Genomic DNA, 13,094 nt, shown 5'->3' on the forward strand with positions numbered 1-13,094 from the left:
CAGTGAGGGTGATTGGTAGATTCGACAGGGGCGATCCCATGATTAACGGTATCTTGACAAAACAGCAAAACTAAGATTTACCCTAAAAAAGTCCCCTTACTAATGCTGGATAGGAAGCTCAATTACAAACTCTACCCCCCATTCGGGCGAGGAAATGCAACTCAGCTTACCACCATGTTTTGCTTCTACAATCTCACGGCTAATAGACAAGCCTAAACCTGTCCCTTTACCCACTGATTTTGTAGTAAACATCGGCGTAAATAAATGCTGCATTATCTCCGGCGTTATCCCCAGCCCATTGTCAGCAATCCGAATGACAACTCTGTCGCCCTGAAGCATTTCAGTGCAGATCCGAATCTGTGGATTGTCATTGCTCTGTTGCTTTTCCCCGCAGAGCGGACAACTGATCGTAGACTCTTCTAAAGCATCAATTGCATTCGCTAATACATTCATAAACACCTGATTGATTTGCCCAGGATAGCACTCGACCAGCGGTAATTCGCCGTACTCTTTAATAACCTTAATAGCTGGGTGAGTGCCTTTACCTTTCAATCGATGACCTAAAATCAACAGGGTACTATCTAGCCCATCGTGAATATTCACTGGCGTTAGTGCCGATGTATCCAACCGAGAGAAATTACGCAGTGACATAGAAAGATTGTAAAGGCGCTCTGTTCCCACCGCCATTGAATCAATAATTTTTGGCAAATCTTCAACAATAAAATCTAACTCAATCTCCTGGCACTTATCCTCAAATTCTGATGTCGAAGCAAGTTTGTTCGGGCAATGCCGAGCCATCTCGATCAAATCGGCAATATATTCCTTGGCAATAGGGATATTATTGGAGATAAAACTAACTGGATTGTTAATTTCGTGAGCTACCCCAGCTACAAGTTGACCAAGGCAAGCCATCTTTTCACTTTGAACGATTTGCACTTGAGCTTTTTTAAGATTCTCCAAAGCTTGAGAAAGTTCAGCCGTTCGTTCTTCCACCCGTTTTTCTAACTCCTGCGCGAGCTGATGTAACGCTGCTTCTGCTGCGAGTCTGTCTTCTATTTCCCGTTTCAGCATTAGGTTTTGCTCGGCAAGAATTTTAGTAAGAGAACGCAGTTTTAAATGGAGGTTGACGCGAGCTAACACCTCCTTTTGTTCAAAGGGCTTAGTAATGTAATCCACCGCCCCTAGATTAAAGCCTTTGACCTTATCTCCTATGTCAGAAAGAGCCGTCATAAAAATTACGGGAATTTCGGTTGTCAACGGACTTGCCTTCAACCGCTGACAGGTTTCAAACCCGTCAATTCCTGGCATCATCACATCTAACAGAATCAAATCAGGCTGAGTATATTCAGCCTGTTCGATGGCAGTTTCGCCATCAGTTGCTACCAATATCTCCCATCCAAAACCCGCTAAAGCTTCAGAAAGCACGTCCAGATTGCTAGGATTATCATCGACGATTAAGATGCTACTTGTTTCCATATTTGCTGCCTTCATTCTTTTTGTATTCTGTGGGATGTAATAAACTCTTTGATTTTTTTGACCTGATAGCCTTGGGCTAACTGGCGCAGCTCAACAGCAAAGGACACAAATTTCTGATCTAACTTCTCTAGGTGCTCAGTGCGCTTCACAATTCCTTTCACGTTGCCTCTCATCGCCAGTTCAAATAAAAGTTCAATTTCTCCTGGCGGGGGAGCCACTACAGAATTCGATTCAGAAAGTGATTGAGGATCAGAAGAAAAGGGAAGATTCCTGATTTTTTCATTTTTTAGTTCGTCATATATCCATTCAACTTTTAAATACTTTTGCAACATCTCAAATAGCTCTTCTGCCTGCACTGGCTTACCGAGAAAATCGTTGGCTCCCCCCTCCAAACTTTTATGTTGATCGGTAGCAAATACACTGGCAGATGAAGCAATGATTGCCACGTCTTTATAGTGTGAAAAATTTCGGATACGGCGCATCATCTCAAAGCCATCTAACACTGGCATCACCAAGTCAGTGATAATCAGATCAAACTTAAACTCTTCTACTTTTTCTAAACCTTCTTGACCGTTTTTAGCTTCGGTTACTTCAAAGCCGAGGGGTTCCAGCAAATTGACAATGACCGAGAGGTTTTCCCATTTGTCATCCACAACCAAAACTTTCTGCTTTCTACCTTGGTAGCCAACTAGCTTTCTTTGCTTGGCAACCGTGGCTGTATTTGCCCAGTCTGCGGCTTCCGGTAAATCCAGATCTAGCCAAAAAACACTGCCGACTCCTGACTGACTTTTTACTTGAATTGTACTACCCATCATTTCGACAATTTTCTGGCTAATTGTTAAACCGAGCCCGGTTCCTTCCGCCTGACGCTTACTGTCTCCTACCTGTTCAAAAGGCAAAAATATTTTTTCTAATTGTTCTGGTGTCATACCAACGCCAGTATCTTCTATTTGAAACCGAATGTTATGAATTGGTGAGGCTGGCTTTTGCTCATTGGTTTGTACCTTTTCACCTGTCCCATTTTCCAGATATTCTATCTTAAAAGTCACTCGTCCCAAGTCTGTAAACTTAATTGCATTGCTCAGTAAGTTAATTAGTACCTGTCGCAAGCGTTTCTCGTCAGCGTAGATGCCAGCAGGCAGGTCCGAACTAGGTTGATAAACAAAAGCAATTCCTTTTTGTTCGGCTCGGATGCGGCAGATTTCTGCGACTCCTTGCAAAAAGGAAGGAAAATGGAAATCTTTCGCGTACAGTTCCAATTTCTGAGCTTCAATTTTAGCGAGGTCTAAGATGTCATTGATCAGGGTTAACAGGTGGGAACCACACTGGTGAATAATACTGATGCCTTGGATATCTTTCGGAGCCATCGTTTTTGAGCGTTCTAGGATTTGAGCGTATCCTAAAATTCCATTGAGTGGCGTTCTCAATTCGTGACTCATATTCGCTAAAAATTCACTTTTAGCTTGGTTGGCCGTATCAGCGATTTGTTTGGCTTCCGTGAGTTCTGCGGTGCGTTCTTCTACTCGGATTTCTAGCTCTGAATTGGTCTTGGCTAGCGCCTCAAAGGATTCGCGCAACTGTTGTGCCATAAGGTTGAAAGACTGACCCAGAACTTCTAGTTCTTCTATGCCTTTTACCTGCACCTTTTCCTTTAAGTCGCCACTTGCGATCGCCCTAGAAGCTTCGCTCAAACGGAGAATCGGGCTGGTAATCCAGCGTGCGGTTAAGATTCCCAGAACGGTAGCCAGCGCCAAGGCTCCCAAACACAATAAAATGGTAGTCTGGGTATTGGCATTAATTTGATCCATAAAATCGCTTTCAGGAACTACGACGACGATCAGCCAGTCCAATCCTCGGCTATCCTGAAAGGGCATAACTTGGAGGAATTCTCGCTGGCCGGCGATCGTAAAATCCAATTGCTGAGAGGTGCTAATTTTAGTGAGGTCGCCAAAGTGTTCTTTTAAATGCGCTGTTGTCAGCCGAATTAAATCATCTTTGCTGTCTAAAGCATTCAGGCGATCGAGTTTGCCATTGTTGGTGATAAAGGCTTCTTTGAGAGTTGAACTGCCTACTAGGAGTCCAGAACGTTCCATAATGAATGTCTGTCCCGATCGACCCATTTTTAAGCTTTGCAGAAAGTCGCTGAGGAAAGAGATCAATAAATTAGCAACGAATACTCCGCGCAGTTCGCCACTTTCGTCATAAACTGGATGTCCGGCAGGGAGGGAGAGCGTTTTCTGACCTGTAAGCGGAAAAATTTCGCTCCATGTGGGCCGACCTAAACGTACACTGTCTTTATACCAAGAACGGTTGAGTATATTGTTGCTAGGAGAAATTTTTAAGAGCTTTGTTTGATTGCCTTTGCTATCCGAGTCATAAATATGAAATTCACTACGACTATCCTTATCTACTCTTTTAAAAAAAATTTTGCCATTCTCTTGGCGTTCAATGGCAATGAACTCTCCCGTTTTAGTAGCAAAACCCATCTGGGGCAGAGAAGGAAAAGCTTGAAGTTGCTCCCACAAATAGCGCTCCATACTCTCCAATTCGTCTGGATTTAAGTATCCTAGGCGAAGGGCATTGGCATTGAGTTGATTGACGCGAGGGGCTGTATCTAGGTATGTGTTGAGCTGCTGCTGGATGCGGGCCGTAATTTCACTCCGCAACTGGCTAGCAACTTCGTTGACTGCTTTTTGCCCGTTGCGTAAGGATAGCCAGCCTGTGAGCCCGACGGCAGCAAAGATTTGCACGACGAATGGCAATACTAAAATCAGGCGAAGTGACAGCTTTTTTTGAGAACGGTTTGACAGAAAAGTGGTTGGAGAGGTCTGTGACATTGATTGGTGTTACTCCTGGGGTAACGAGTTGGCTGAAAAATCTCAGGTGATTTAGTGAAATGAGGCTGAGGAAATATATATGGAAAAGCAATCTATAATAGTTACTGTAAATTTTTAGAAAGTAATTCACTTGAACAAGCATTGCTACTTAGGTATTTTCCCTGAAAGCTTTATAATTGTAGCTGACTGAAAATGCTGACGCGCCTTCTTTTTTTTCTAGCAGTTGTAATTTTTTTATCGCTTAGCAAAGCAGTTAGAAATCCTATCTAATAGATTACCTCGTTTAGAGATATGTGTAGTAGTTTTTAACTTTACTTTACACAGTGGTAATAAAAAGTATAACTTCATCAAAGTTACATATAAATTGATATAATATACGTCTAAAAAAATTGACCCTTTGCGCTAAAAAAATGACACGCCAGGCCGCTGAGAACCGTAAGGGCGGTCTAACTCACTACCGCGCTGAAGATTTGATGCACAACTCTGCAGATGACTCTCGTAGAGAATGCCGATCGCACATGAAACTTTACAATTCCAGCAAGCTTCATGTGCAGGAGTTACAGCAGGGTAATTGCTAATTGCTGGTTGGGGAAGAAAAAAATAAGTAAAGCGGTGGAGACTTGCCCTAACGCGGGGCTATCCGTTGCAGTTCTTTGGCTTGTTCTAAAATTTTCTCGAAGTCTTCTTCGCTCAACCGCTGAATGTAGTTGATTTTGAACTCTTCTAGGAAGTCGCACAGCAGCAGTTGTATTTCTTGCCAGGTTTGCTGCTTTTGCAGTTCGGTTCCTAAAGCTTGCCCGAAATGTTGGACTAGCTGGCTGGAGAGTTTGATGCTTATGGGGTCTTCGCTGGCGATTTTGAAGGCTTCGTAGGCATCTTGGGGGCCGAGGGTGGCTAATTTTGAGAGTTCTGCAACTAATTGCTGTGCTAGCTGTTCGGGCAGGTTTCCCAGGCCGGGTACTTGCTTCCATCCTTGATAGAGGGGGGATTGTTTGAGGAAGCTTTCAATATTGTACCGGAGGAGGGCTTCTAGGTCTGGCTGGAGTTGGGGGAGGACTTTGTAGACGGTTATTTGGACGAGATGGGTGGCGATCGCTTCTATTTCATTAACATTGTTGATGTCTAGATAGCGCTGTTTTTTAGATTGAAATAGTTGACGGGCAAGTTCGCCTGTGGTAATTGATTGCTGCATCTGGTTGATGAGTTGAATTACTACAACTTCGGTCAATTCTTGGGCGAAGTTGGCGACGAAACCTCGGCTGATTTGGGTGCGTATGGGTTGGAGATCTGGCATTTTGGCTTGGTGAATGCGAATTGTGACGGGTAATACTCGCAACAAGCGCCAGAATGGGAGGAGCATGAAGATGTCGTACCATCGCCAGAGCATCGCCGATCGCCAAGTGACGCTGCGGTGGCGGCGGCTGATCGAGTAGGTACGGGCTAGAAATTCGATCGCGAATATGGCAATAAATGGCAGGTCGATTAGCCAGAAGTTATCGGTGAATTCGCCGTTGTCTCCAATCTCGCGGTAATAGTTGGTGGCGATTAATGGCTTGATTTTGGAGTCAAACCACTGGATTTCTTTTTGCCAGCCTTGTTTGTTTAAATAGTCAGGGCTCCAAAATCTTTGGAATGATTGTTTAGCGGAGTCTTGCGGATTCGGGATGCGATCGCGCATCCGGTCTTTTATTTTTTCTAGGGTGCCGCTTTTTGATGCTACTCGAAAGGGATCTTCGTCGATCATTTTCGCGCTCAGATTGTTTATTTCCTGCAATTTTGCTGCTACTTCGGGAGATGGCAACCCTGTTTGCACTACTTGACTTTTTAATTCTTCTAAGGTTTCCAAATATTGCTGGGTGTCTCGGTGGGGTTTAATTCCTTTAAATGGGTCGTATACTTGAGTTAGAACTGGCAGTTGCCGGAGGTAGAAATCTCGCCCAGGGACGTAAGTTATGTCAAATAATACTAAGCTTAAATTTCCTAGGGCGACCAGTGCCATGAACCGCTCGAACCAAGGTACTTTTGGTGATTTTATGCGGGAGTTTGGATTGGGAGAGGGCTGTAGTTTTGGTGTCACTGGCGGTTCCTAATTAAGTAGACCGATAGAAATAGATGTAACTGGTAATAGCTGAAAAAAGGAAACAGGGAAAACAGGCTAATTTTCTGGTCGCGCTCGGATTGCAATCGCGGAAGCTAGTATTTATTTTAACGTGGGTTTGTTGGGGATTTTTGGACTGTTGATTAGGCTTGGTTCGATAAAAAATTATACGGCTAAAATATTAAGGTCGATCGAACTTGACGGAAGCTGTGGCTCCCGTTAGTGTGCTTCTCTCTGGCAATAAAATTATATCTCAGGCGGAATCCTCAGTTTTTTTTGCGTTGCAGAGCTCACGGGGCTGGTAATAAATTACTATTTCTGTTTGATCTGGTGGCTCTTTGACCGCTAAATCAAATGTATTGCACGGATCGGACTCGAAGGTTAGATGTGGACTTCGAGTTTGAGGTCAAACCCTCAAGAGAGTTATACTTGCTCAGGGGCAGTCTGGCGAGAGCGCTCCCTCTGAGCGATCCCGTGGCTGCCGCCTCCGTAAGGTTCGAGGTCTCGCCTCTACAAAAACCAGCTCGCGATCGGACTCTTGAATAATATAAAACCCTGACTATAATTTTGTTCGCATTTTTTTAATATATGACATACTGCCTTAATCTCGATTGCCCAAGAGACAAGCGTCAGAACCCACCAGGCACAAAGTATTGTCTTAATTGTGGTTCAAAGCTGCTGCTAAAAGACCTTTATGCAGCAACTGAACCGCTGCGCGATGGGGGATTTGGCAGGACTTTCCGAGCTGTTAATCATGGAAAATTTGAGGAATTGTGCGTGATTAAACAGTTGTCACCTCCTCAAGAGTTTCAGCGGAAGCCCGGTCATTTTAAAAAATATGTTCGACTTTTTGAACAAGAGGCAAGGCGGTTATACGAACTGAAGCACCCGCAAATTCCTCAGTTAATTTCTTATTTTGAGGAAGATGGGCGCTTGTATTTGGTTCAAGAGTTTATTGATGGCAATAATTTAAAGGATGAGTTAGATAAGTACGGTGCTTATAGCGAAATTAAAACTTGCGAACTGCTGTTAGATTTGTTGCCTTTATTGAAGTTTGTTCACGACCGAAATGTAATTCACCGCGATATTAAGCCTGAGAATGTGATCCGCCGAGCTCGCGATCGTAAGTTAGTGCTGATAGATTTTGGGGTTTCTAAACAGGTAGTAGCGGCTGCTCCGACCAAAACAGGAACTAAGTTGGGAACTCCCGGCTACGCGGCTCTAGAACAGCGTCACGGTAGGGCGGTTCCTGCTAGCGACCTTTATAGTTTGGGGGTGACTTGCATTCGCTTGCTGACTTCTGTTATGCCTTATCTCGATATCTACGGAGACATTCACGATGACCTTTACGATCCGCTTGAAGGCCGATGGCTTTGGAGGGAAGCTTTGCCAAAAGGAACACAAATTAGCGATGATTTAGGTCAGGTTTTGGATAAGTTGATTCAGGAATATGTTAAAGATCGCTACAAATCGGCTGTGGAAGTTTTGGAGGCTTTAAAACCTCCTGTTGTTGTTGTCCCCGTGCTCGTCGAAAAGTCGCAGCAGGCAACTGTCATTAGTCCTTCGGTTCCGACTCAACCTGTGACGGAGACTCCGCTAATTTCTGTGAATTTAGAGTCCGAAAAAGGTATTGATTATTCTCACTTGGCCAGGCTGCTGGCTGCTAAAAATTGGCGTGGTGCTGATGAGGAAACTTCTGTGAAAATGCTGGAGGTGATGCAGCAAAATTCACGGGGTTATTTGAGTGAGGAAGATATTAGGAAGTTTCCAGCTAAGGATTTGCAGACTATCGATCAACTTTGGGTGCGGCACAGTCACCGCAGATTCGGTTTTTCTGTGCAAAAGGGTTTGTGGCTCAAGTTGGGGGGAAAGCCTGGTGTTTATGATGCTACAGTTTGGGAGAAGTTTGGCGATCGAGTGGGCTGGCGGGTTAACAGCCAGTGGGTATACTATTCGGAGCTGAATTTTACTTCTAAAGCAAAGCCTGGACACTTGCCGGGGGGGACTGTTTTTGGGTGGGAAGGCGGGGTTTTGTGTGGTGTTTTGGGTTTGGGTGGGATCTGGTTTCTGCTGTCGCGGCGGGATTTGTAAAGGGAAGGTAGAAGGTAGAAGGCAGAATTTATTAGTCAGGCTGCACCCCAAGCGAAGTCGAAGTGTTAGTCATGAAATATAGCCTTTCTCAGTAAGATGAGGTGCAGGCTTGATATAGGGCATCGGGCATCGGGCATAGGGCATAGGGCATAGGGAATACCTCACTTTATTGAGAACTGCTATAGTTTTGAGTTGCGAATTAAAGAGTTAACAAGTTGTCAACTACCCAACATCAAGCGGAGTACCGCCGGAGATGTGGGCTTGTATCTGAACTCCACCGCAATTCCGAAAACCTAGATAGGATTTCAGCTTTGGTTTCACCGCTCGATACATCAGGGGATGCTGACAAGCTCCCCGTGCTAGTCCAGTCCTGCCGAACTAACAACGTTCTCATTGCAATATTTCGCGCACCAACCAAATCAGCGTGTAACTCATGACTACAACATTCGCATCGAAACAATAGTCCTTTGTTAGGTCTATTAGCATCTGAAGTATGTCCGCATTTAGGACAACTCTTCGATGTATAATGCGCCGGGACGTTAGTAGCTAGAGAGCTGTTTAGATTAGCTTTGTAGTCGATATAACCGTGCAATTCGGCAAACGACCATTTAGCTTTATTTCGATTAGCTTTTCGCTGTTTCTTGCTAGCCTTTTTCCCAGATTTAGACTTAGTTCTATCTCGGATTCCGGTCAAGTTTTCTAGTCCAATCAGGCTGTTAGGCTTTGCGATTTCCTTGCTGATTTGGTGATTTACGTCAGCGATAAACCGTCTTTCTCTTCCAGATAAAGCGATTAGTCTTCGCAATGCCTGCCGAGTGCCTTTACGCTGAAGAGTCTGTCTAGCTTTGTGATAGCGGTTGGCTTTGTGTCTAGCGTCTTTCCCTGAATAGAATTTAGACTTATTTTGTAAGTCTGTTTCCACCGCTAAGTAGCGCATCCCCACATCGACGCCAGAAACTCTGGTTATTTTCAGTGGTTCGAGTTCAGGTGTTTCTACCTCAACACTTACCATCAAATAGTAAACTTTAGAGGAACGCTGATAGACAATTTTAGCTGCTCCAATCTTGGAACCATTGGCAATCAAATCCAGATGCTTGTTGTAGCCATCATACGGGACTACTATTCTACCTTGCAGCGTGATAATACTCACTTGCTGCTCGGTCTTAAAAGAGTAGTCCCGTTGATAATTTAAGGTACAGGTTCGAGAAATGTATTTAGGGGGTTTATCCAGTCCTTTATACCGCCTCTTCGTGTAACCTTTGGCGATAGCATCGTTAGATTGTTTTACCTTAGACCAAAGGGTCTTATAGGTTGCAGATACTTGTCTGGGTACATTGCAAGCCATTTGCGATCCAAGCCCAAATCGAACTCGCAATTCATTGTAGACAGCCTTCTGTAACTTAGCGCCATTACTGACTTTGCCCGCATCAAAAGCAACTTGTGAAGTATAGTTCAGAGCATCCCGGTAAGTTAAGGCAGTCTGAGACACCAAAGCTTTTTGCTCGGCATTCAGGTTTAGTTTTAACTTGGCGGTGATTATTTGAGGCATTAGTTTCACAAATTCTAAAAAGATTGTATCTCGTGAGCATGGGAGAAGCAAGTGGTGCAGCAAAAATAATTTGTTCGCTCATCGACCGCCCCTCGCCTTCCGCACCTAAAACTATCGGTTTGGCTCGGGCGGCTCTCTTCACTCACGCAAATTCCTCCCGACGCTCACCTGAGTACAGGTAGAGCGCGGGACTCCTTTTGGTTTAGTTGAGTTTAATTATCTGTTATGTAGAAAATAGCTCTAAAAAAAGCGAAAAATAAGATATAATCACAAACCCTTTTTTTTGTGCTATGTTCTTAGAGAAGGGCAAGTTTGCAAAGTCAAAAGCCAGTCCTCGGCCCTGCAAAAGCAGGGGGACTGGCTTTTGCTCCAATTTACCAAGGAGATTTATCTAGTATGTTGCAAGAAAAACGTCTCAAGCCGTGGACTATAGTTCGCTCGCTTCCAAATGTGGAAAAGGTTGTTGTGGGTGAGTTTCGCAGTTGGTCTGATGCAGACGGTCACTTGAAAATTCTCAAACGGATGGTTCCGGCGGATCGATTGAGTGTTGTGTTCGATCCGGTAGTTCAAGCGTAACGTCGCTGGTAAATTGATCAGCGTGCGATCGCTCTTTGAGCTAAGCGATCGCCTATTTTTTTACATAAATTTTTATGTAATAAAAATTTACAATAAAAATTTACATAAAAAATGCGACCGCTAAAAAAGCGATCGCAACTTGAATCATTGTCCTTAACTGCGGCGAATTTCCGTAATTTGGTCGGCAACATCCAAAATTCTTTGGGGCATGGATGGCCCAGTAAAAATCATATCCAAATGATGTGGCTTGTTGTCAATCAATTCCACCACTTCGGCTTCGGGAATCAAGCCCAAATTAACCGCTAAACTCAATTCATCGAGAATAACTAAGGCATAACGACCTTCGCGCACCGCATTTTGAACATACTGCCACAATTGTTCGATCGATCGCGTCTCCAGCTCATCTAAATCGGCATTCTCAATGCAGCGTGACAAATCGCAGCGCACCCAATCTAAATTTTGCCCCAGCCGCACCGGATGCTGATGCCCTTGATTAATTCCCCCTTTGAGAAACTGCACCGCCAACACCGGAGCTCCCTGTCCTGCAATTCTGAGGGCTTGAGCCATGACACTGGTAAAAAAGCAGCGGTGCGGGCCTGTAAAGACTTGCACCAGCCCTTGAACTGTGTAGGGCAAGCTGTGGGTTAAATTGAGTTTAGGGGTTTGTAACTGAGCAACCATAGGGCAATATTTAATCAGCAACTAAGTCTTGAGTGCAGCTTCGACCTTGGCGCGGCTGAAGCCTGCTTGACAATATATAGTGTACTGGGCCGAGTGCACATCCGATCGAACGCTAGATATACAAGTTGTCAAAAGCTAGCGGCAGTGGCATTCGCAGTCGTTTGTTCGATTTTTGAACTCAATTAGCACTTACATAGAAACGGGGTTTTTTAGGAAAATAGGGCGTGGAGCTTGACATTTATACAGTTATAGGGTTAAAAACCAAGGTGATGAGAGTCTCGCTGCGTCCAGGGCTTTTCAGAAAAGGTACACACATCGCGTAAAATTTGAATGTCGCGGCACTAGGAGCAGGGACTGTGAGAGTGGTGATTCTGGGAGGGCCAGGAGCGGGAAAGGGAACTCAGGCTGAACTACTGTGCAGCAATTTGAGCCTTCCTTTGCTGGCTGTGGGGGACATTCTACGGGAGGCGATCGCAGAAGACACAGATTTAGGCAAGCTGGCGGCGTCTTATGTCGAAAGAGGGGAATTAGTTCCCGACGCAACTATGATTGAATTCTTTCGCCGCCGGCTGCTGCTGTGGGATGTCTTTAATGGCTGGGTGTTGGAGGGATATCCGCGAACTGCTTTTCAAGCTGAGGAGTTGGATTTTTTATTAGAGGATTTGGCTCAGGAGCTAGATTGGGCGATTTTGTTGAAAGTGCCGATCGAGGTTTTGCTGAGCAGGTCGATCGAGCGCGATCGATCGGATGACCACCCTGAAATTTTACAGCGTCGGCTCGATTTGTTCCACGAACGCACTATTCCTCTTTTAGAGTATTACGAATACCGCAACAAACTGTTAACTATTGATGGCGATCGATCCCCACAACAAGTCCAGCAGGATATTCTAAAAATTGTCAGTAGTCAGTAGTCAGTAGTCAGTAGTCAGTAGTCAGTAGTCAGTAGTCAGTAGTCAGTAGTCAGTAGTCAGTAGGAAGAATTACGAATCCCCGATACTTCGGCTACGCGAGCGTACAACTGTCCCAATGCCCAATGCCCAATGCCCCATGCCCAATTACTAATTAGCTTATGTCTTTCCAACGTCCCGATGGCAGACAACCAAATCAAATTCGTCCGATTAGTTTCGATCGACAGTTTACCAAATTTGCTAGCGGTTCCGTACTCGCGAAAAGTGGGGATACTCAGGTACTTTGCAGCGTTACAATCAAGCCGGGAGTGCCTAGATTTCTGGAGAATACCGGACAAGGTTGGCTAACAGCGGAATACCGAATGTTGCCGGGATCGACACCGCAGCGACAAGAGCGGGAATTTATGAAATTATCGGGACGGACTCAAGAGATTCAGCGGTTGATTGGGCGCAGTTTGCGATCGTGCTTGGATATGCAACTATTGGGCGAACGCACAATACTTGTCGATGCCGATGTTTTGCAAGCGGACGCTGGGACTCGCACGACTTCAATTACTGGCGGGTTTGTGGCTGTGGCTGACGCTTTGAATAAGTTGGTGCAAAAAGGTGATTTAGTGCGATCGCCCCTGATTCGTCAAGTAGCGGCCGTGTCTGTGGGACTTTTGGAAGGAGAACCGTTTTTAGATTTGAATTATCTTGAAGATGTGGCGGCTGAAATTGATTGTAATGTGGTAATGAATGGAGATTTGAACATCATCGAAATTCAGGGAACTGCGGAAGAAGGAAGTTTCAGTCGGAGTCAGTTAAATCAAATTTTGGATATGGCAGAAATCGGGATTCAGGAATTGTTGGAGGCTCAGCGGCAGGCTCTTTAGACC

Annotated in this window: 10 protein-coding genes; 5 read left to right on the forward strand and 5 right to left on the reverse strand. The window is 44.8% G+C overall.

What is annotated here, in order from left to right; translation table 11 throughout:
• Positions 1-99: 99 nt before the first annotated feature.
• Together QUB06_RS07550 and QUB06_RS07555 are read right to left on the reverse strand one after the other, a co-directional pair.
• Positions 100-1,491 carry a response regulator gene (locus QUB06_RS07550; RefSeq protein ID WP_333434767.1) on the reverse strand — a complete coding sequence of 464 codons (1,392 nt, stop codon included), beginning with the start codon at positions 1,489-1,491 and terminating at the stop codon, positions 100-102.
• Entirely contained in the window at positions 1,488-4,313 is a 2,826-nt protein-coding gene (locus QUB06_RS07555; protein ID WP_333434768.1) for an ATP-binding protein, read from the reverse strand. The genes QUB06_RS07550 and QUB06_RS07555 overlap by 4 nt, the downstream gene beginning before the upstream one ends.
• Positions 4,314-4,723: 410 nt before the next feature.
• Here QUB06_RS07555 and QUB06_RS07560 point away from each other — a divergent pair, with 410 nt between their 5' ends.
• A complete protein-coding gene (locus QUB06_RS07560; RefSeq protein ID WP_333434769.1) occupies positions 4,724-4,891 on the forward strand; it encodes a hypothetical protein in 168 nt (55 codons plus the stop codon).
• Positions 4,892-4,938: 47 nt separating this feature from the next.
• Here QUB06_RS07560 and QUB06_RS07565 read toward each other — a convergent pair whose 3' ends face one another.
• A complete protein-coding gene (locus tag QUB06_RS07565; protein WP_333434770.1) occupies positions 4,939-6,390 on the reverse strand; it encodes a hypothetical protein in 1,452 nt (483 codons plus the stop codon).
• A 609-nt stretch (positions 6,391-6,999) separates the two neighbouring features.
• On the opposite strand from QUB06_RS07565, the gene QUB06_RS07570 reads away from it, so the two are divergent.
• A complete protein-coding gene (locus tag QUB06_RS07570) occupies positions 7,000-8,502 on the forward strand; it encodes a GUN4 domain-containing protein (RefSeq protein ID WP_333434771.1) in 1,503 nt (500 codons plus the stop codon).
• Positions 8,503-8,734: 232 nt separating this feature from the next.
• Here the strand turns inward: QUB06_RS07570 and QUB06_RS07575 are convergent, their stop codons facing one another.
• The gene (locus tag QUB06_RS07575) at positions 8,735-10,051 is read right to left on the reverse strand and encodes a transposase (protein ID WP_333434772.1); all 1,317 of its coding nucleotides are present in this window, start codon (positions 10,049-10,051) and stop codon (positions 8,735-8,737) included.
• Between the two features lie 312 nt (positions 10,052-10,363).
• Between QUB06_RS07575 and QUB06_RS07580 the strand changes: the two genes are divergently transcribed.
• Positions 10,364-10,627, forward strand: coding sequence for a hypothetical protein (locus QUB06_RS07580; RefSeq protein ID WP_333434773.1), 264 nt, complete (start codon positions 10,364-10,366; stop codon positions 10,625-10,627).
• Positions 10,628-10,780: 153 nt separating this feature from the next.
• On the opposite strand, the gene QUB06_RS07585 is transcribed toward QUB06_RS07580, so the two are convergent.
• Positions 10,781-11,308 carry a P-loop NTPase family protein gene (locus QUB06_RS07585; protein ID WP_333434774.1) on the reverse strand — a complete coding sequence of 176 codons (528 nt, stop codon included), beginning with the start codon at positions 11,306-11,308 and terminating at the stop codon, positions 10,781-10,783.
• 356 nt (positions 11,309-11,664) lie between these two features.
• On the opposite strand from QUB06_RS07585, the gene QUB06_RS07590 reads away from it, so the two are divergent.
• Together QUB06_RS07590 and rph are read left to right on the forward strand one after the other, a co-directional pair.
• Entirely contained in the window at positions 11,665-12,219 is a 555-nt protein-coding gene (locus QUB06_RS07590) for a nucleoside monophosphate kinase (RefSeq protein ID WP_333434843.1), read from the forward strand.
• Positions 12,220-12,377: 158 nt separating this feature from the next.
• Positions 12,378-13,091, forward strand: a complete 714-nt coding sequence (gene rph, locus QUB06_RS07595; RefSeq protein ID WP_333434775.1) for a ribonuclease PH — start codon at positions 12,378-12,380, stop codon at positions 13,089-13,091.
• Positions 13,092-13,094: the final 3 nt, after the last annotated feature.

This window comes from Microcoleus sp. D2_18a_D3, from assembly GCF_036702455.1.
Lineage (GTDB): Bacteria > Cyanobacteriota > Cyanobacteriia > Cyanobacteriales > Microcoleaceae > Microcoleus.